We start from the raw sequence: 18,517 nt of genomic DNA, 5'->3' as shown, positions 1-18,517 counted from the left end.
CGCGGCGAAAGTCCACGTCGGACGGCCGACGTCGGTGGCCGCGCTTGCGCGTTGGACGATCGGTGCCGGCGGCGGCGTGCGTCAGTAGGTCAGTGCTGGGGCGTCGGACTCCTGGGCGGGCAGGACCACCATGTCGGGCGGCAGGACGGTGCGGGTGGTGGGGTCGTCGTCGAGGGCGATGTCGTACGCGATGGGGGCGCCCGCCGCGGCCCAGTGTGCGCCCGTCACCGTGCCCTCGCGGTGGGGGGCCTTGCCGGGGAGGCGGATCCGGGTGCCGGGGGCGTGGCCGTCCTCGGCTACGACGAGGAGGGCGTCGAGGGTTTGGCGTACGCCGCGCCACGGTGCCGGCCGCACCTGCGGCTCGCCGGCCGGGTCCTCCGTCGGGGTCGTCAGGCGGCGGTGGGCCAGCGTGAGCAGGTCCGCGGCGTAGCGGATCGCGGGCTCGTTGTGGTGCTGGGCCGCGGTCAGGGCGGCGTCGATGCGGTGCCAGCGCTGGGCGGCGCGGTCGTCGAGCACGGCGCGGGCGGCCCGGTCCAGGTCTGCGCAGGCCGTGTCGACCGCTGTCTCCTCGCCGAGCTCGGCCGTCCACGACAGGTCGAGCGGGGGCGGGACCAGGCCGGGGGCCTCGTGGGCCGCCACCAGGTACACCATGGCGAGCAGTTCGGCGCGCAGCTCGCCGTCGTAGAAGACGATGCCGGCGGCCTCGCCCGGTGGGAAACGGTCGGTCAGGTGACGGGCGCGGCCGGCGGGGAGGCGGGCGCCGGTCCGGGTCGTGGACAGCTTGTCGGCGGGGGTGCGCTCCTCTCGGGCGACGATGCTCCAGCGGCCGCCAGCCAATGCGGCCGGGTACACGGTCCGGCCCGCGTTGCCCAGGGTCTCGCCCGGCGACAGGCCGGCGGCGGCGAGCTGGCGGGCGGCGACCGAATACGCGACGCCGGTCTGCGCCGCGTGTGCGCGCACCGCGCGGCGCCTGGCCCGGTCGCGGGCGCTGCGGGATCGCTGCCGCGGCCTTCCCGCAGCTCCGGCCGGCGTGTCGCCGGCCGGGGGCGCCTCGGCGCCGGTCGTACCGGTTCCGGCATCGCAATCCGCCCGATCGGGCGCACCGCCGTCGAGGTCGGGGAGGTCGGCAGGGTCGGAAATGCGGCCACGGTCAGACAGGCCGGCCGGGTCGGGGAGATCGGCAGGGTCGGAAATGCGGCCAGGATCAGACAGGCCGGCTGGGTCGGGGAGATCGGCAGGGTCGCTGTGGCCGGCAGGGTCGGAAACGCCTCCACGGTCAGCGAGTGCGGCTGGGTCGGAGAGGCTGGCAGGGTCACTGAGGCCGGCCGGGTCGGAAACGCGGCCACGGTCAGCGAGATCGGCTGGGTCGGAGAGATCGGCCGAGTCGGGTGGGCCGGTCGGTGTGTCAGCGGACGGGCCGGCGACGGACGAGTCCGGCGGCGGGGGTGTGGGGTCCTGCGGTTCTTCGGCCATCATGAGTCCTCCGGCGTCGACCCACGCTCGCACCGATCGGACGGCGAATACCTCCGCCGGGCAGGATGGAACGCAGCCCGGTCCGGTGCGCTGAGTCGGAGCCTCTTGGCCTCAGGCCCGGTCGGCGTGGGCGGCCGGGTAAGGCTCGGGCAGGCGCACTGCCCACCAACAGAATACCGCCCCACCCGGCCCGCCGCCTGCCCCCAAACTTGCTCGATCAGAGCGCGACGAACGACCGCACCGCCAGGGCCGAGCCGACCAGGAGGACCAGCGCGGCCGTACCCGTCGGGGCGAAGCGGGTCAGGCGCGGCAGGCGCCAGCGGGTCGGCCAGCGGTCGCGCAGGCGGATGAGGAGCAGGCCCGCGGCGGTCAGGACGGCGGCCATCCCCGCGCCGTACGCGAGGACCAGCAGCACGCCGAACCAGGTGCGGCCCAGGCCGATCGCACCGAGGAGGACGACCAGCGCCGACGGGCTCGGGACGAGGCCGCCCGCCACGCCCATGCCGATCAGGGCCAGGCGACTCGGGCGCCCCTCACCATGCGAGTGCGCATGACCCTCCCCGCCGTGTGAGTGCGAATGACCCTCCCCGTGCGAATGCGAATGGCCGTGCCCACCAGCCGAAGCCGGAGCCGGAGCCGAAGCCGAAGCCGAAGCCGGAGCCGGAGCCGAAGCCGAAGCCGGAGCCGGAGCTGGAGCCGAGTGCGAGTGTGAGTGCGAATGGGTGGGGTGACGGCGGCGGAGCATGGCCACGCCCACGGCCGCCACCAGCAGGCCGCTCACCACGCCCAGCCAGCCCAGGACCGTCTCGCCCGCCAGGCCCGCGGCCGTGGTCAGGAGCAGGCCCAGGATCAGGACGCCGCCGGTGTGGGTCAGGGTCACCGTCGCGCCCACCGCCAGGGCGTCCCGCGGGCGGCCCTGGCGGCCGGCCAGGTACGCGGCCATCACCGTCTTGCCGTGGCCGGGCAGCGCGGCGTGGGCGCCGCCGAGGAGGGCGGCCAGGAGTACCGCCAAGAAGCCCACCCACGGCGTGAGCGATCGGTCGCCGACCCACCCGCGCAGCCGGGTTTCGGCCCGGGACAGGAAACCGGGGAGCGCCGAGGCGGGGGCGGCGGCGTCCGTGGGCCGGGTGGCGCCGCCGGGGGCCAGGGAAAGGTGGGCGGTGCGGACGTCCGGCGGGGAGCTCAGCAGGTCGTCGGGGTAGCGGCGCAGACCGTCCGTGCGGCTCGCGGTGGGCAGCGGGGAGGACTCCAGGTGTACGCCATCGGCCGTCGCCGTCAGCTCACGCCAGCCGACGCGGTCGTCGCGGTAGTGGTTGGCGACGTCGGCCGTGGTGGCCGTGAACGGGGCCGAGAGTGAGCAGCTCAGGCGGCTGGTGCGCAGGCCCGCGGCGCCGTCGGAGTACGTCAGGAAAGGCGACGACACCGTCCACGCGACCGGGGTGGCGCCGGCGCGCAGCGTGAACGCGGCGGCGAACACCGCGCACTCGCGGGCGGCGTCCAGGCCGGGCTGCTGCAGGGTGGGCAGCTCGGCGTAGTCGACGGTCGCCGTGACGTCGACGCGGGACGGGGTGAAGGACAGCTCGGCGAGCTGGTTGACGGAGAAGTTGCCGAGCGGGTGGGCGTGCGCGGTGCCCGGGACGAGGAAGACCGCGAGCAGCGGGAACAGCAGCAGCACGAGGATGCGGGGCATGTCAGGGCTCCAGCGTGGCCAGGGCGCGCTGGGCGGCCGGCGCGTCGATGGGGGAGAAGTGGGGGTTGAGCGACAGCGCGAGCTGCAGCTGCAGGCGCGCGGTGACGCGGTCGCCGCCGGCCAGGGCGATCATGCCGTGGTGGTACGCCACCGCCGGGTCCAGCTGGCCCAGGGCCTCGGCCTTCTGGATGTACGGCAGCGCCTCCGCGGGGCGTCCCGCGGCGTTGAGGCTCCACGCGACCATGTCGGCGACCTCGGCGAACTGGCGGCGGCCCCACTCGCGCTGCGCGAGGTCGGCGGCCTGCGCCGGGCGGCCCGCGGCCAGGGCGAGGGCCGCGGCGCCGAGGTCGTCGGTGCCGCCGTTGGCCGTGAACAGGTTGTGCGACGCCTCGGCGAGGCGCAGCGCCGGCGCGGGGTCGCGGCCCGCGGCAGTGAGCATCCGGGCCTGCTCGACGAGGGCGTCGACGGTCGGGGTGCGGGCCACGACCTTCTCGAGGTCGGCCAGCGCCGCGTCGAGACGGCCGTCGGCGGCGTCGAGGCGGGACCTGAGCTGCCACAGGCCGGCCGCGGCGTCGTCGGCGGCGAGGCCCAGCGCCACCTCGGCCGAGGCGGTGGCCAGGTCGCCGGCCATCCACGCCAGGGCGGCCAGGTGCTGGTGGCAGAACGCGACGTCGGCGGGCTCCGTCGCCGCCGCGAGGGCCTTGCGCATGAGGTCGATCGCCTCGGTACGCCGGCCGTGCTGCTCGAGGTCGTACGACGCCCGGGTGTACGAGGCGAGCCCGGGCCGCAGGTCGAGCATGTGCTGTACCGCATCCGTGGCCTCGGCGGCGTGTCCCAGCTGCGTCTCGGCGTCGGCGAGCACGCCGTAGGCGGTGTCGGAGTACGCGTCGGCGGCCAGGGCCTGCTGCGCGTAGCCCTTCGCGCCCGCGAAGTCGTGCCGGGCGTTGGCCAGGGCGCCGAGGCCGGCGAGGCCGAGCGCGTTGCCGGGGCGGACCTGCAGCGACTTCCGCAGCGCGCCCTCGGCCTTGGGGTAGTACGACGGGTCGGCGACGGCGCGGGCCTGCTCCACGTACGCCGCGCCGAGCGCCGCCCACGCGGTCCAGTCGCCCGGCACCCGGCGCAGGCGCTCCTGGTAGGCGGCGATCGCCGCGGGGAGCTTGGCGGCCGGCGGCGCCGTTGCGGCGCTTTCGGACCGAGCCGAAGCCGAGGATGTGGTACCGCTGGTGCGCCCGACGACCGCGCCGAGCGTGAAGAGCAGCGCGGCCGCCAGTACCACCGTCAGGATCATCCGAACTCGCACTGCTTCCTCCAGGGTGGGCCGGGGCGGGCGGGTCCGCCCGCCCCGGTGGGTCGGCCAGGGGTCAGGACAACGGCGTGCGGCGGCGGCGCCACCAGCCGACGAAGAGGGTCGCGCCGAGCCCGGCGGCGAGGGCCGAGGCTCCGACGGTGACGGCGGTCATGCCCGTGCCGGACTCGAACGCCGAGGGCTTGGTCTGCGGGTTCTGGGCGGCCGCGGCCGAGGGCGAGGGGCCCGCGGCGACGTCCTTGCCGGCCGCCGAGACGTTGGGCAGCGCGAGGTACGGGAACTCGCCCGAGAACGCGTTGTCGTTCGCGTCGACCTTGTCGCCGGCGGCGAGCGCGTCGACGAGCTTGCCGGTCTGCGCCGCGCCCTCGACGGCCTGCAGAGAGATGTCCACGACGTCGTCGGTGAGCCGGCGGCCGTTCGGGAAGCCCTGCAGGTCGCCGCCGAGCACGCCGAGCCGGCTCGGCTGCGCGGTCACCGGGACGCCGAGGTTCAGCCGCAGCATCTCGGACGGGCGGAAGCTCGCCGGGCTGGCGTCGGCGTTGTTGAGCTGCGAGTTCAGGTCCGCCTTGATCGGGCCGTCGCCCTTGGTGGTGATGCCGGTCAGGAAGATCTCGGTGAGGTCGTTGCGGGGCGCGGCCGGCGCGGGCACCTTGTAGATCCCCTCGATGAGCTTCGGCAGCTCGGGGTCGGTGACGCGCTGGACGACGGCGGGGATGCCGGCGTCCTGGTCCGGGCCGATGGCGTTGAACGCGTCCTTGAGGCCGGCCGGCACGACGACCTCGTTGACCAGCGGGTTGCCCAGGCGCGAGACCTGCACGCGCTCGGCGCTGCGGATGTCCGCCGAGCCGTTCGACGGGCCGGTCAGCCGGGTCTTCGCCCGCTCGGTCGTCGTCCAGACGCCGATGACCGGGTTGCGCTTCGGGTCGCCCTTGAGCGCCACGTCGGTGAACGGCACCTGCAGGGCGATGGTGTTGACGTTGTAGCCGGCGAGGGTGTCCCGGCCGACCTCGCTCAGGTCCCCGCCGTACAGCAGGTCGAACACCCGCAGGTCGAGGAAGAACGGGTCGTCGGCCTGGCCGGCGTACACGTTCCAGCCGCCCGGCAGGCGCTTGTTCGCGTCGGCGCGCAGCTTCGCGTAGTCGGGCATCGTCGCCGCGCCGACCCGCGACGGGGCGACCGGCGCGCCGGTGATCCGGGTCTTGAACGGCTCGCCGTGGAACGACGACTCGAGGGTGTACGTCTGGCGGAACAGCAGGTTCTCGTCGTCGAGCGAGGTGACCGGGCCGTTGGCGTAGAGGAACGTGTTGCCGCCGCGCTTGTCGACGTTGGTGAACGTCCAGCGGAACACCGCGTCCGGCTTCGCGTCGCCGTCGCTGTCGACGTTGATGGTGTACACGGCGTCGGTGGCGAACGGGTAGAAGTTCGGGCCGCCGTTGGGCTCCTCGAACGGCTGCCAGTTGGCGATGAACGTGACGTAGCCCGGGCGCTCCGGGCTGACGAACGCGTACAGGTCGGTGTTGTCGGCCGCCGGGTCGGCGGCGATGAGCGGCGCCTCCCGGTGGCTCGACGCGGCCGAGAGCGCCGGGCCGAGGCCGGTCAGCGCGACGCCGGCGGCCAGCACCGTGGCGGCGCCGGCCCGCAGGGCGGTTGCGAGTCGCATCAGCGTGGTCCTCCCACATCCGGGGCGGTCCGGGCTGTCGAACCGCCTGCGGGAGGACTTCGGAGCTGTCGGCGCCGATGCTGGGTCGCTGTGAGATTGCCGTCAGCGACCAATCCGGCCCGCGACCCGGGCCGAATCAAAGGGTTTCAGTGCTTGACGCCGGCTGCGCCGTACCCGTGCGAGACCTGGTCCTCGCCCGGGCCGGGCCGCCAGTCGCCGATCCACACCAGGCCCGGCTCCAGCAGTTCGTAGCCGTCGAACAGGCGCAGGATCGCATCGCGCGGGCGCGGGACGATGGGGGCGTTCGTCCTGCGGTACACCTGCTGCCCCTGCTGCACCGCAGCGGCGTCGACGCCGTCGAGGGTCAGGTGGGACACCACGAGATGGCTGCCCGGCGCCGTCGCGTCGCGCAGGCGGGCGATGAGGCCCCACGGGTCGGCCTCGTCGGGGATGAAGTGCAGGATCGACACGAGCAGGATCGCGACCGGCTCGGCGAGGTCCAGGTGCCCGGCCACGTGCGGGTCGGCCAGCAGCGCCTCGGGCTCGCGCAGGTCGGCCAGGGCCACCGACACCCGCTCGTCGTCCTCGACCAGCGTGCGCGCCTGCGCCACGGCGACTGGGTCGTTGTCGACGTACACCACCCGCCCGTCCGTGTGCTCGTGCACGTTGCCCTGGGTCGGCAGGCCGGCCCCGATGTCCAGGAACTGCCGGACGCCGGCCTCGCCCAGGTGGCGCACCACCCGCTGCATGAACCGCCGGTTGGTCCGGGCCGCCGCCGGCGTGTCGGGGAAGATGGCCAGGATCTTCTCGGCGGCCTCCCGGTCGGCGGCGAAGTTGTGGTAGCCACCGAGGTAGTAGTCGTACATCCGGGCGACGTTCGGGACCGTGGCATCGATCGTCATGGCGGTCACCCTATTGCCACGCAGGTGCGGATGGCGCCCCACGACTGTTGCTCTGCGACAAGTAGTTGTAAGGTGGGGAGCGTCCCACCCCGCACGGGTGATTGCTACCCCCTGTGCGGCCGGGCCCGTCCAGACAGCGGCGGCTCCCCGGAGCGTGGTGACGCCGGAGGTCTGCGCCGGCGCTCAAGACACGGGCGCCCATGGCGGTCTACGACCGGTTCCGACGCATTGCGCCCTGCCCAATCGCAGGGATTCCCCCACGGGCACCACCGAAACCCGGTGGATTCGTCGCGGCACCGGTCATGCGGTACCAAATGGAAAGGCTGAACCCTGCCATGAGTATGCAGAGCATCGAAAACACTCCGCAGCACGCCAGCACCTCGCAGCACGCCGCCACCACGCGTGGCACCCGCGAAAGCGACGCGCAGGCCAAGGCGCTGCTGTCACTTATGGCGGACCTTCCGGCCGGCACCGACCGCGATCGCGTCCGGGCGCGACTGATCGAGCTGTACATCCCGCTGGCCGAGTACCTCGCGCGCCGCTTCCGCAACCGCGGCGAGCAGCTCGAGGACCTGATCCAGGTCGCGAACCTGGGCCTCATCAAGTCCGTCGACGGGTTCGACCCGACCCGCGGCGCCGCGTTCACCAGCTACGCGATCCCGATGGTCGTGGGCGAGCTCAAGCGGCACTTCCGCGACAAGGGCTGGGACGTGCGCGTGCCCCGCCGGCTGCAGGAGCTGCGCCTGGAGATCAGCAAGGTCTCCGGCGACCTGGCCCAGGACCTGGGCCGCTCCCCGACGGTGGCCGACCTCGCCGCCCGCCTCGACGTCTCGGAGGAGGAGATCATCGAGGGCCTGGACTGCGGCCAGGCGTACCGCGCGCTGTCCCTCGACGCCCCCGTCGGCGACGGCGACGGGGGCGCCAACGGCCTCGGCGACCTGCTGGGCGACTACGACCCCGACATGCGCAACGTGGAGAACCGCGAGGCGCTGCGCCCGCTGCTGGCCAAGCTTCCGGACCGCGAGCAGAAGATCATCGCGATGCGCTTCCACGGCAACCTGACCCAGTCGCAGATCGCCGCCGAGCTGGGCATCTCCCAGATGCACGTGTCGCGACTGCTGGCCGGCGCCCTGCGCAACCTGCGCGAGCAGCTCACCCGCGAGGACTGACTCGCCCCGCGCGCCTTCCCCGCGAACCGGGGCTCCTTCCGTACCTTGATTCGCGGGGGTGGGCAAAATGGGCAAGTTGAGCAAATCACGCGAGTTGCGCTGGGTCCTGCGGCCGCTGCGCGGCGAGCTGGCCGAGCATGACGGCAAGGAGATCTACGCGTTCGGCGACACCGATCAGGCCGGGCGGGTGGAGGTCACACTGACGGACGGGACTCGGGTTCGGGTCCGCCGTACGGAACTGATGCCCTGCTGAGGTCCGCCGCTGTTTTTCGCTCCGCGATCACACGACGACGTCCGTTCTGTCGCGGCCGTCCGCCGTCGTGATCGCGGAGCGAAACCGTAGGCTGTGAGGGCGCGGCGACGGACGGTAATACGGGGCCGCGGAATTTGGTGGCCACTGATACGGTGGTGGAAACCGGAACGCCGCCGCCGCGAGTCTCGTCGTAGCTCGCCGGGCACGACGGCAGCCCCGGTCTCGGAGTGCCAACACGTCTTCCGCCCGGCCGATACGCCCACACGCGCGCGTGTGTGACCACGGCTCGGCTCCTGCCACGCCGCGCCACGGCCCGGCGCTGGTCAGCTCAGTCCGTTTCAGTTCAGGTCAGGTCAGTTCAGTTCAGCGATAGAAATTTGCCCTCAAACTCAGGGGACGGAAGCCTGCCCCGAAGCTCAGCGATGAAACACCTGCCGATACGTCGTGGGCGTCACGCTCGTCTGCCGTGCGAAGTGGATGCGCAGATTGGCCGGCGTCCCAAACCCCGTCCGATGCGCGATCCGCTCAATCGACTCGTCCGTCGTCTCCAGCAACTCCTGGGCCAGCCGCACGCGCTGCCCCACCAGCCACTGCAGCGGGCTCGTCCCGACGCTCTCCCGGAACCGCCGCGCGAACGTGCGCGGGCTGAGCCGGGCCTCGCGCGCCAGGTCGGCCACCGTCAGCGGCTGGTCGAGGCGGCGGCGGGCCCACTCCAGCGCGCCGCCGAGCGCGTCCGGGGTGCGCGGGCGCGGGGGAGGGGCGGCGAACTGCGACTGGCCGCCGTCGCGGTGCGGTGGCACCACCATCCGGCGGGCCACCTCGTTCGCGACCGCGGCGCCGTGGTCGAGGCGGACCAGGTGCAGGCACAGGTCGATCGCGGCGCCCGTGCCGGCCGACGTGAAGAGCGGGCCGTCCTCGGTGTACAGGACGTCGGGGTCGAAGGTCACGCGCGGGAAGCGCTGGGCGAAGTCGAAGGCGTTCATCCAGTGCGTCGTCGCGCGGCGGCCGTCGAGCAGGCCCGCGGCGGCCAGCACGTAGGCGCCGGTGCAGATCGCGACGATCCGCTTGCCGCGCTCGTGCGCCGCCCGGACCACCTCGACCAGCTCCGGCGGGGGATCGACCTGGCGGGCGCGGGAGAACGCCGGCAGGATCAGCGTGTCGGCCTCCACGAGCGACGGCCACGAGAACGGCGCGTCGACGCTCAGGCCGGCCCGGGCCGGGTGGCGGCCGGGGGTCGCGGCGGCGAAGCGCAGCTCGTACCACGGTGACGCCAGGTCCGAGCGGTCGATGCCGAAGACCTCGCACGGGACCGCCAGCTCGAAGACCGGCATGTCGTCGGTGACCGCCAGCCCCACCACATGACCCATGGCAGAAATCTAGCGCACAACGGCATTCCTGCCACTCGTCCGCGGGGCCGACCCCGGCGAGGATCAAGTGCGTGATGACCGTTTCGCAAGGGGCGGCGCTCTCCATCGGGGCCGTGCTCGGCACCGGGGTGATCGCGCTGCCCGCGCTCGCCGCGCAGACCGCCGGGCCCGCCTCGTTGATCGCCTGGGGGGCGCTCGTCGTCCTGTCCGTGCCGCTGGCCGCGACCTTCGCGGCGCTCGGGGCGCGTTATCCCGATTCGGGCGGAGTTGCCACCTATGTCCGCAACGCGTTCGGGCGGCGGGCCGCGGCCGTGGTCGGGTGGTCGTTCTACTTCGCGGTGCCCGTGGGGGCGCCGGCCGCGGCGCTGTTCGGCGGGGCGTACGTCTCGGCGGCCCTCGGCGGCGGGACCCGCACGACGCTGCTCACGGCGGGGGCGCTCATGCTGGCCGTCACCGGCGGCAACCTCGGGGGCGTGCGGGTCTCCGGCCGGCTGCAGCTCGGGCTCGCCGGGCTGCTCATCGCGCTGCTGCTGACGGCGACGATCACCGCGCTGCCGCACGCGCACACGGCGAACCTGCACCCGTTCGCGCCGCACGGGTGGTGGGCGATCGGGCCGGCCGCGGCGGTGCTCGTCTGGGGGTTCGCCGGGTGGGAGGCGGTCACGTCCCTGGCCGCCGACTTCCGGCGGCCGAAGCAGGACCTGCCCCGCGCCACCGGGATCGCGCTGGTCGTGGTCGCGGTGCTGTACCTCGGCATCGCCGCCGCCAGCGTCCTCGTCATCGGGCCGGCCATGCCGGGCACCGACGCGCCGCTGGCCGAGCTGCTCGCGATCGGCGTCGGGGGGCAGGTGCGCACCATCGCGGCCGGCGCGGCGCTGCTGCTCACGCTCGGCACCATGAACGCGTACTACGCCGGAGCGGCCAAGCTCGGGGCCGCGCTCGGGCGCGACGGGGCGCTGCCGGCCTGGTTCGGCCGCGGGGCCGCGCCCGGATCGGTGCCCCGCCGAAGCCTCGTCGTCGTCGCGCTGCTCGGCGCCGCCTCGCTCGCGGTGGTCGCCGCGACCGGGACCGGCACCCGCGCCCTTGTGCTGCTCACGAGCGGGTGTTTCGTCCTGGTGTACCTCATGGGCTCCGCCGCCGCGATCAAGCTCCTGCCCCGGCGCACCCTCGCCCGGTGGTGCGCGATCCTCGCGTTCGCCTCGTCGGTCGGGTTGATGGTCGTCACCGGCTGGTACGTCCTCGGCACCCTGGTCATCGCGGCCGGCGCGCTGCTCTACACGAGACGGGCGAGGGGCCCGGAAAAATCTCCAGAGATTTCCGGCCGGGCTGTCGATTCGGTCGCCGCCTGATTGACGTAGGAGTGGAAGTGACACCTACGCAGTCATGAGGAGCCCGCGATGGCCCAGTACCTGATCCTGATCTACGAGGACGAGACCGGCTACGAGAACCCGGACCCGGCCGTGTTCCAGCAGGCGATGGACGCCCACAACCGCTTCGCCGAGCAGGTCGCGGCGGCCGGCGGCACGATCCTGGGCGGCAACGCGCTGCAGCCCACGCCCACCGCGACGTCGATCCGCGGCGACGTGGTCACCGACGGGCCGTTCGTGGAGACCAAGGAGGTCCTCGGCGGCTACTACCTCGTCGAGGCCAAGGACCTCGACCAGGCCCTCGAGTTCGGCAAGCTGTGCCCGGCCCCGTTCGGCGGCGTCGAGGTCCGGCCCGTGATGGTCTTTGAGTAACGACAACGACGCCGTCCGGTCGGCAATCGCCGACGCGCACCGCCGCGAGTGGGCCCGCGTGCTCGCCGCGACGGTGCGCGTCGCGCGCGACCTGGACCTCGCCGAGGAGTGCGTGCAGGACGCGTACGTCTCGGCGATGGACGCCTGGCTGCGCCAGGGCGTGCCCGACAACCCCGGCGCCTGGCTGACCACGGCGGCCCAGCGGTGCGCCCTGAACGCCCACCGCCGCGCCGCGACGCTGCGTTCGAAGCTCCCGCTCCTGGTCATCCCCGAAGCGTCCGAGGAGTCGGACATCCCGGACGACCGCCTGCGGCTCGTCTTCACCTGCTGCCATCCGGCCCTGGCCCGCGAGGCCCAGTTGGCCCTGACGCTCAGGCTGGTCTGCGGCCTGACCACGGCCGAGATCGCCAAGGCGTTCCTGGTCAGCGAGCCCACGATGGCGGCGCGGGTGACGAGGGCGAAGAAGAAGATCGCCGCCGCCCGGATCCCGTACCGCGTGCCGGAGCACCGGGAGCTGCCGGAGCGCCTCGACGCCGTCCTGACCGTCGTCCACCTCGTCTTCACCACCGGCCACGCCGCCCCGACGGGCGACACCCTGCTGCGCCACGACCTCGTCGAGCGCGCCCTCGACCTGGCCGAAACCCTGTGCGCGCTGATGCCCGACGAGCGCGAGGCGCTCGGCCTGCGCGCCCTCCTGCTGCTGCACGACGCCAGGCGCGCGACCCGCGTCGACGCGACCGGCCGGCTTCTGCTGCTCGAGGAGCAGGACCGCACGCAATGGGACGCCGGACGCATCGCCGACGGCCTGCGCCTGGTGCGGGCCGCGCTGCGCGGCGGGCGGCCGGGCCGCTTCGCGCTGCAGGCGACGATCGCCGCGATCTACACGGAGGCCCCGTCCTACGCGCAGACCGACTGGAAGCAGCTGCGCGCGGTGTACGACCTGCTGCTGCGCGCCTGGCCGTCCCCGGTGGTGGCGCTGAACCGGGCCGTGGTGGTGGCGATGCTGGACGGCCCGGCCGCCGGCCTGGCCCTCATCGACGAGCTCGCCGCGGATGCGCGCCTGGCCGACTACCACTACCTGCCGGCCGCCCGCGCCGACCTGCTGCGCCGCCTCGGCCGGCCCGACGAGGCGCGGGCCGCCTACGACGCCGCGATCGCCCGGTGCGACAACGCGGTCGAGCGGGCGTTCCTGCAGCAGCGGCGCAACGCGGACGGGCCGGCACCCCACTCCCCGAGGTGACCGGCCCGCCCGCCGCGCCGAGCCGGCCCGTGGCAGTACCGGGTCGGCGCTGGTGAAACCGGCCTACTTCGCCGGTTCGATCTCGTGCCGGCCGGGCTTGATGAGCGACGCGAGGGCGCCGATCACGGCCATCGCGATCGCCATCCAGAACACGATGACAAGGCCGTCGTGGAACGGGCCGGACACCAGGTGCGGGAAGAACTCGCGTCCGGTGAGCGTGGCCGAGTTCCCCGGCGGGAGCTGGCTCAGCAGCTGGGGGCCCAGGAGCGATTGGATGGGGTTGTACCCCAGGAACGCCGCGAACAGCGTGCCCACCGGCGGCAGGCCGGCGATCTGGTTCGCGGCGGCCGGCGGCACGCCCTGCGTCGTGAGGCCGGTGCTGAGCGAGTCCGGCAGCGAGCTGGACAGGCCGGCGATCATGAGCGAGAAGAACACGCCGATGGACAGCACCATGCCGGCGTTCTGGAACGTGGCCCGCATGCCGGACGCCGCGCCGCGCAGGTGGGCCGGGACGCTCGACATGATCAAGGAGGTGTTCGGGGCGGCGAACAGGCCGCCGCCGAGGCCGTTGAAGAACACCAGCGCGGCGAACGCCCAGTAGGCGAAGTCGGTCGGCAGGATCAGCAGGCCCGCGAAGGACAGCGCCATGACGAGCAGGCCGACGGCGGCGAACAGCCGCGGGCCGTACTTGTCGGACAGGTGCCCGGCGATCGGGCCGGCGGCGAGGAAGCCGACGGTCAGCGGCAGCAGGTAGATGCCGGCCCACAGGGGCGTGGACTCGTACGAGTACCCGTGCAGGGGCAGCCAGATGCCCTGCAGCCAGATGATGAGCATGAACTGCAGGCCGCCGCGGGCGATCGAGGCGAGCAGGCCGGCGACGTTGCCCGAGGCGAACGCGCGGATCTTGAACAGGCCGAGCGGGAACATCGGCTCGCTGACGCGCCGCTCGATCCAGGCGAACACGGCGAGGATGACCACGCCGCCGATCAGGCCGGCGAGCACCCACGGGTTGGTCCAGCCCTGGCTGTGGCCGCCGTAGGGCTGGATGCCGTACGTGATGCCGGCCAGCAGCGCGGTGAGACCGGCCGCGAACGTGAGGTTGCCCCACCAGTCGATCCGGCCGGGCCGGCGCAGGCCGGTGTCGTGCAGGCTGCGGTACGCCCACAGCGTCCCGATGATGCCGATGGGCACGTTGACCCAGAAGATGGCGCGCCAGTTCCACTCGGCGAGCAGGCCGCCGAGCACCAGGCCGATGAACGAGCCCGCGATGCCGGCGACGATGTTCACGCCCAGGGCCATGCCGCGCTGGGCGGCCGGGAAGGCGTCGGTGAGGATCGCGGCGGAGTTGGCCATGAGCATGGCGCCGCCGACCGCCTGCAGCACCCGCCAGCCGATGAGCCACATCGCGCCCCCGCCGCCGTCGAACGGGTCCAGCGACAGGGCGATCGAGGTGACGGTGAACAGGGCGAAGCCGAGGTTGTAGATGCGCACCCGGCCGAACATGTCGCCCAGCCGCCCCAGGGTCACCACCAGCACGGCGCTGACCAGCATGTACCCCATGAGCATCCACAGCAGGTAGGACACGTTGCCGGGGCTGAGCGGGTTGAGGTGGATGCCGTTGAAGATGGCCGGCAGGGAGATCAGCACGATCGAGGAGTTGATCGTGGCGATGAGCATGCCGAGGGTGGTGTTCGACAGGGCCACCCACTTGTAGTGCGGGTGGTCGGAGCCGCCGGACAGCGCCCCCCGGAACCCGGACTTCTGGGATGCGTCGAGAGTGTGAGTCACTTGGCGAGCCTCTCCAGCGCCGGCAGCGCGGCCGCGATCAGCGCCTCGTCTTCTTCGGACAGGTCCGCGAGGAGGGTGGCGAGGTGCTCGGCGCGCACGGCTCGGCGCCGTTCGAGCAGCTCGATCCCGGCCTGGGTGACCTTGACCAGCACGACCCGGCCGTCGGTGGGATCGGCGGCCCGGTCGGCCAGCCCCTCCCGCTCCAGGCGCTGAACCAGCTGGGTCATCGCGGGCTGGGTGACGCCCTCCGCGGTGGCGAGCTCGGTGAGCCGCCGGGGTCCTTCACGCTCAAGTCGCCGCAGCGTCGAGGCGGCCGTGAGGCTGATGTCGTTCGGCGGGTTGCCCTGCCGCAGCAGGCTGAAGACCCGCTCGACGGCGACCGTCAGGCGCGCAGGGTCGAGTGCGGTATGGGCAGCGGGCATACTCCAATTTATATCACTGGCTTATAGAAGCCGCTTATGCACTGCGACCTAGTTCACCCGGCCTTGACAAAGATCGGCGCCGGTCGATGCGTCCCGCACGCATCGACCGACGCCGTGTTTCCGGGGCGGTATCTCAGAAACAGCCCGGCTGGTCGACGATGGTGAGGCCGTCGACGAGGTTGCCGTAGCCGTCATCGGTCGACGCGCTGTCCACCGCGGTGAGGGTGACCCGGGTCGAGGTCTGGCCGGGGCCGGTCTGGTACCAGCCGTAGAGCCGCTTCCAGTGCGCGTCGTCGGAGGAGTTGGCGTAGGCGAACGCCGAGCCGACCCCGTTGACCTGGCCGTCGTTCTTCGGGGTGCGCCCGAAGTGGATCTGCGTGGCGTCGACGTCCCTGCCCGCGGAGCTGTCCCGGGCCCGGATCCAGAACGACCAGTAGATCTTGCTGTTGGGCCTGGTCCTGATGTCCTGGTAGATCGAGTTGCCCTGGCCGGTCGCGTTGAGCTCGGCGAACTGCGTGCCGAAGCGGGCCGGGACGCCCATGTTCGAGCCCCAGATCTCGATCTTGCCCGCCGGGTCGTCGGTCTTCCAGCCCGGCACGTCCTGCTGGTCGAACTGCATGTAGTCGTCGTGCCGGCCGAGCTTCGGCGACTCGAAGCCGCCGTCGACCGTCATCTCCCGGCACCTCGGCGCCGCGCCGTGCCGGTTGTTCTTGGCCTTCTTGGCGCTCGGCGCGGCGAACGTGGCGTTGCCCCCGCCGCTGCCGTCGCCGGGCCGGTGGCCCGCCTCGGCGGCGTGCGCGGGCGCCCCGGCGAGCGTGGCCAGCATCGTCGCCGCGCCCGCGCCGTACATGAGCTTCGCCAGCACCCGGTTGTGCTTCAGCATGGTGATCCCCCGTTGTCCGCCACGGCAGCGCTGCCGTGGCACCTCCGAGGGGCAGCCAAACATGCGGGCCGACACGGTTCCCGACAGACGCGAGAAAATCCGCATTTCGGGCAAACTTCCTGGTCCGTTCGTCGGTCTACGCCGACTGGCGCGCCGCGCGCCGGCGGTTGACGAGCCGGGCGATCGGCTCGGCGGCCCGGGCCGCGACCGGCCCGGCGATCGCCAGGATCAGCACGTACGCGGCGGCGAGCGGGCCGAGCTTCTCGTTGGCGCCGGCGGCGACGGCGAGCCCGGCGATGACGATGTTGAACTCACCGCGCGGCAGCAGCGCCGCGCCGGCCCGGACCCGCCCGGTGAGCGCGACCCCGGCCCGGCGCGCGGCGATCCAGCCGGTGGCGAGCTTCGACACGACGCCGCACAGGGCCAGCAGCGCGGCGACGCCGAGCACCGGCGGCAGCGCCCGCGGGTCGGTCTGCAGGCCGAAGAAGACGAAGAACACGGCCGCGAACAGGTCCCGCAGCGGCGTGAGCAGCTGCCGCGCGGTGTGCGCGAGCGGGCCGGACAGCGCGATGCCGACGAGGAACGCGCCGACCGCGGCCGAGACCTGCAGCAGCTCGGCGGCGCCGGCCACCAGCACGGTCAGGCCGAGGACCTTGAGCAGCAGCACCTCGTCACTCTCGCTGGCCACGAACCGCTCGACGACGTTGCCGAAGCGCAGCGCGACCAGCAGCACGAAGCTGATCGTCGCGGCGCCCACGGCCAGGGTCGCGGTGCCGCCGAGCCAGCCCACGCCGGCCAGCAGCGCCGTCAGGATCGGCAGGTACAGCGCCATCATCAGGTCCTCGAAGACCAGCAGCGACAGCACGGCCGGCGTCTCGCGGTTGCCGAGCCAGCCGAGGTCGCCGAGCACCTTGGCGGTGATGCCGGAGGAGGTCACGTAGGTGACGCCGCCGAGCGCGACGGCGGCCACGACGCCCCAGTCGAGGATGAGCGCGGCGGCCACCCCGGGCGCGGCGTTGAGCACGAGGTCGGCGAGGCCGGCCGGGGCCGAGGAGCGCAGGGTGCCGACGAGCTCCGGCGCGGTGTACTCCAGCCCGAGCGTGAACAGCAGCAGGATGACGCCGATGCGGGCGCCCGCCGAGATGAACTCGGTGCTGGTGGTCAGCGGCAGCACGCCGCCGGCGCCGAAGGCGAGCCCGGCGACGAGGTACAGCGGGATGGGGGAGACCGAGAAGCGCAGGGACAACGCCCCGAGCAGCCCGAGGGCGAGGATGACGGCGCCGAGCTCGACGAGGATGGTGTCGTGGTGCACCGGCCCGCCTATCCGTCGCCGAGCAGGGCCGCGACGCCGCCGACGCCGGCCGCGGTGCCCACCACCACGATCAGGTCCCGCGCCCGCAGCCCGAAGCCGGGCCGCGGGCTCGCGACGACCTCGTTGCCCCGCACCACGGCGACGATCGAGGCGCCGGTGCGGGTCCGGGCGCGCGTCTCGCCGAGGGTCCGGCCGTCGTACGGCGACCCGGGCTCGATCACCAGCTGCTCGGTGACGAGGCCGGCGACCTGCCGCTGCATCTCGGCGAGCTGCTCGACGATGCGGGCAGTGCCGAGGTACTCGGCGATCGCGTTGGCCTCGTCGGCCGACAGCGCCACCGACACCACGCTGGTGTCGGGGTCCTCCGTGTCGTAGACGACGAGATCGCGCCGGCCGTTGCGGTGCGACACGATGCCGATGCGCCGCCCCCGGCCCGTGGTGACCACGTGACTGGTGCCGATCCCGGGCAGATCGATGCGCTCGACGTCCATGGCCCATGGTATCGAGTACTTGATCTAGGAGGTTCGCCAGTTTTACGAAGATTGTTCCGTCGGTTTACGTCAACACGACGGTGGACAGGTCCCGGGTGGCGCGCAGGACGCAGGCGGCGACGTCCTCGGCGTGGTCGTCGGTGAGCCGGGACAGCGGCACGCCGACGCTGATCGCGTCGGTCACCGGCCGCCCGCGCACCAGCACCGGGGCGGCGATGCAGCCCACGCCCGGCACGAGCTCGCCGCGCTCGTAGGCCCAGCCCCGCGCCCGGCAGTCGGCCAGGGCGGCGTAGATCTCGGTGCGGTCGACCGCGGACTCGATGGTGTGGGCCTGGATGCCCTGCTCGAGCAGCACGTCGACCTCGGCCCGGGTCCGCCAGGCGACGACGGCGCGGCCGCTGGCCGCCGACAGGGCGGGGAAGCGCCGGCCGATCATCGGCCCGGCCAGGTCGTGCGAGGCCTCGCGGCCGGCCAGGCACACGATCGAGGCGCCGTCGAGACGGACCAGGCGCACCGACTCGTCGAGCTGGTCACGCAGCCGGGACAGGATCGGCCCGGCCAGCCGCGCGGTGCGGTCGCCGGACAGGTAGGCGCTGCCGGGGCGCAGGGCGCCGACCCCGATCGTGTAGAAGCGCCCGTCGGCGTCGGCCTCCACCCAGCCGCGGGCGACGAGGTGGTCGAGCCGCCCGCGCAGCACGGCCTCGGGCAGCCCGATCTGGCGCACGAGGGCGTCGAGCGTCATCCGGTCCGGGGCGGCGGCGAGCCGCTCCAGCAGATCCAGCGTGGGGCTCTCATTGGCCATTCGGCATGCGTCTCCCGCTG

The 18,517-nt window shown here is 73.3% G+C and carries 17 protein-coding genes; 5 read left to right on the top strand and 12 right to left on the bottom strand.

Translation table 11 applies throughout. The annotated features are described in order from the left end of the window. Positions 1–81 precede the first annotated feature (81 nt). The 5 genes from ACQEVU_RS33080 to ACQEVU_RS33060 form a co-directional block, all read right to left on the bottom strand. Positions 82–960, bottom strand: coding sequence for a hypothetical protein (locus ACQEVU_RS33080; protein WP_433330513.1), 879 nt, complete (start codon positions 958–960; stop codon positions 82–84). Positions 961–1,690: 730 nt separating this feature from the next. Then, the gene (locus tag ACQEVU_RS33075; RefSeq protein ID WP_433330511.1) at positions 1,691–3,163 is read right to left on the bottom strand and encodes a hypothetical protein; all 1,473 of its coding nucleotides are present in this window, start codon (positions 3,161–3,163) and stop codon (positions 1,691–1,693) included. 1 nt (position 3,164) lies between these two features. After that, positions 3,165–4,451, bottom strand: coding sequence for a hypothetical protein (locus tag ACQEVU_RS33070; protein ID WP_433330509.1), 1,287 nt, complete (start codon positions 4,449–4,451; stop codon positions 3,165–3,167). Between the two features lie 73 nt (positions 4,452–4,524). Further along, positions 4,525–6,129: a DUF4331 domain-containing protein gene (locus tag ACQEVU_RS33065; RefSeq protein ID WP_433330507.1), complete on the bottom strand. Its 1,605-nt coding sequence runs from the start codon at positions 6,127–6,129 to the stop codon at positions 4,525–4,527. A gap of 146 nt (positions 6,130–6,275) precedes the next feature. Then, entirely contained in the window at positions 6,276–7,031 is a 756-nt protein-coding gene (locus ACQEVU_RS33060; protein WP_433330505.1) for an SAM-dependent methyltransferase, read from the bottom strand. Between the two features lie 341 nt (positions 7,032–7,372). Here ACQEVU_RS33060 and ACQEVU_RS33055 point away from each other — a divergent pair, with 341 nt between their 5' ends. Together ACQEVU_RS33055 and ACQEVU_RS33050 are read left to right on the top strand one after the other, a co-directional pair. Beyond that, positions 7,373–8,200 carry an RNA polymerase sigma factor SigF gene (locus ACQEVU_RS33055; protein ID WP_433330503.1) on the top strand — a complete coding sequence of 276 codons (828 nt, stop codon included), beginning with the start codon at positions 7,373–7,375 and terminating at the stop codon, positions 8,198–8,200. Positions 8,201–8,267: 67 nt separating this feature from the next. Next, positions 8,268–8,453 carry a hypothetical protein gene (locus tag ACQEVU_RS33050; RefSeq protein ID WP_433330501.1) on the top strand — a complete coding sequence of 62 codons (186 nt, stop codon included), beginning with the start codon at positions 8,268–8,270 and terminating at the stop codon, positions 8,451–8,453. A 416-nt stretch (positions 8,454–8,869) separates the two neighbouring features. On the opposite strand, the gene ACQEVU_RS33045 is transcribed toward ACQEVU_RS33050, so the two are convergent. Then, entirely contained in the window at positions 8,870–9,820 is a 951-nt protein-coding gene (locus tag ACQEVU_RS33045; protein WP_433330499.1) for a GlxA family transcriptional regulator, read from the bottom strand. 74 nt (positions 9,821–9,894) lie between these two features. Here ACQEVU_RS33045 and ACQEVU_RS33040 point away from each other — a divergent pair, with 74 nt between their 5' ends. The 3 genes from ACQEVU_RS33040 to ACQEVU_RS33030 are packed head-to-tail and all read left to right on the top strand — an operon-like array spanning position 9,895 to position 12,799. Further along, positions 9,895–11,169 (top strand): APC family permease, encoded by a 1,275-nt coding sequence (locus ACQEVU_RS33040; RefSeq protein ID WP_433330497.1) that lies wholly within the window; start codon positions 9,895–9,897, stop codon positions 11,167–11,169. A 48-nt stretch (positions 11,170–11,217) separates the two neighbouring features. After that, a complete protein-coding gene (locus ACQEVU_RS33035; protein WP_433330495.1) occupies positions 11,218–11,559 on the top strand; it encodes a YciI family protein in 342 nt (113 codons plus the stop codon). A gap of 58 nt (positions 11,560–11,617) precedes the next feature. Next, complete coding sequence (locus ACQEVU_RS33030; RefSeq protein ID WP_433335178.1) at positions 11,618–12,799, top strand: RNA polymerase sigma factor; 1,182 nt, start codon at positions 11,618–11,620, stop codon at positions 12,797–12,799. Positions 12,800–12,862: 63 nt separating this feature from the next. Here the strand turns inward: ACQEVU_RS33030 and ACQEVU_RS33025 are convergent, their stop codons facing one another. From ACQEVU_RS33025 to ACQEVU_RS33000, 6 genes are all read right to left on the bottom strand, one after another. Next, positions 12,863–14,587 (bottom strand): MFS transporter, encoded by a 1,725-nt coding sequence (locus ACQEVU_RS33025; RefSeq protein ID WP_433330493.1) that lies wholly within the window; start codon positions 14,585–14,587, stop codon positions 12,863–12,865. Further along, positions 14,584–15,009: a MarR family winged helix-turn-helix transcriptional regulator gene (locus ACQEVU_RS33020; RefSeq protein WP_433330491.1), complete on the bottom strand. Its 426-nt coding sequence runs from the start codon at positions 15,007–15,009 to the stop codon at positions 14,584–14,586. Before ACQEVU_RS33020 ends, ACQEVU_RS33025 begins: the two co-directional genes overlap by 4 nt. 133 nt (positions 15,010–15,142) lie before the next feature. Continuing rightward, on the bottom strand, positions 15,143–15,892 hold the full coding sequence (locus ACQEVU_RS33015) for a hypothetical protein (protein ID WP_433330489.1): 750 nt from the start codon (positions 15,890–15,892) through the stop codon (positions 15,143–15,145). A 136-nt stretch (positions 15,893–16,028) separates the two neighbouring features. Next, positions 16,029–17,204 (bottom strand): cation:proton antiporter, encoded by a 1,176-nt coding sequence (locus ACQEVU_RS33010; RefSeq protein ID WP_433330487.1) that lies wholly within the window; start codon positions 17,202–17,204, stop codon positions 16,029–16,031. A gap of 8 nt (positions 17,205–17,212) precedes the next feature. Continuing rightward, entirely contained in the window at positions 17,213–17,695 is a 483-nt protein-coding gene (locus ACQEVU_RS33005) for a cation:proton antiporter regulatory subunit (protein ID WP_433330485.1), read from the bottom strand. A 64-nt stretch (positions 17,696–17,759) separates the two neighbouring features. Next, positions 17,760–18,497, bottom strand: a complete 738-nt coding sequence (locus ACQEVU_RS33000; RefSeq protein WP_433330483.1) for an IclR family transcriptional regulator — start codon at positions 18,495–18,497, stop codon at positions 17,760–17,762. Positions 18,498–18,517: the final 20 nt, after the last annotated feature.

Source organism: Dactylosporangium sp. CA-139066, from assembly GCF_050936175.1.
Taxonomy (GTDB): domain Bacteria; phylum Actinomycetota; class Actinomycetes; order Mycobacteriales; family Micromonosporaceae; genus Dactylosporangium.
The sequence above is the reverse complement of the archived record's forward strand: the minus strand, read 5'-3'. Positions and strand labels throughout refer to the sequence as shown.

Excerpts from the sequence above, each read along its gene's own strand:
- ACQEVU_RS33075 (WP_433330511.1), bottom strand. The coding sequence starts at position 3,163 with ATGCCCCGCATCCTCGTGCTGCTGCTGTTCCCGCTGCTCGCGGTCTTC.
- ACQEVU_RS33070 (WP_433330509.1), bottom strand. The coding sequence starts at position 4,451 with ATGATCCTGACGGTGGTACTGGCGGCCGCGCTGCTCTTCACGCTCGGC.
- ACQEVU_RS33065 (WP_433330507.1), bottom strand. The coding sequence starts at position 6,129 with ATGCGACTCGCAACCGCCCTGCGGGCCGGCGCCGCCACGGTGCTGGCC.
- ACQEVU_RS33060 (WP_433330505.1), bottom strand. The coding sequence starts at position 7,031 with ATGACGATCGATGCCACGGTCCCGAACGTCGCCCGGATGTACGACTAC.
- ACQEVU_RS33055 (WP_433330503.1), top strand. The coding sequence starts at position 7,373 with ATGCAGAGCATCGAAAACACTCCGCAGCACGCCAGCACCTCGCAGCAC.
- ACQEVU_RS33050 (WP_433330501.1), top strand. The coding sequence starts at position 8,268 with ATGGGCAAGTTGAGCAAATCACGCGAGTTGCGCTGGGTCCTGCGGCCG.
- ACQEVU_RS33045 (WP_433330499.1), bottom strand. The coding sequence starts at position 9,820 with ATGGGTCATGTGGTGGGGCTGGCGGTCACCGACGACATGCCGGTCTTC.
- ACQEVU_RS33040 (WP_433330497.1), top strand. The coding sequence starts at position 9,895 with ATGACCGTTTCGCAAGGGGCGGCGCTCTCCATCGGGGCCGTGCTCGGC.
- ACQEVU_RS33035 (WP_433330495.1), top strand. The coding sequence starts at position 11,218 with ATGGCCCAGTACCTGATCCTGATCTACGAGGACGAGACCGGCTACGAG.
- ACQEVU_RS33020 (WP_433330491.1), bottom strand. The coding sequence starts at position 15,009 with ATGCCCGCTGCCCATACCGCACTCGACCCTGCGCGCCTGACGGTCGCC.
- ACQEVU_RS33015 (WP_433330489.1), bottom strand. The coding sequence starts at position 15,892 with ATGCTGAAGCACAACCGGGTGCTGGCGAAGCTCATGTACGGCGCGGGC.
- ACQEVU_RS33005 (WP_433330485.1), bottom strand. The coding sequence starts at position 17,695 with ATGGACGTCGAGCGCATCGATCTGCCCGGGATCGGCACCAGTCACGTG.
- ACQEVU_RS33000 (WP_433330483.1), bottom strand. The coding sequence starts at position 18,497 with ATGGCCAATGAGAGCCCCACGCTGGATCTGCTGGAGCGGCTCGCCGCC.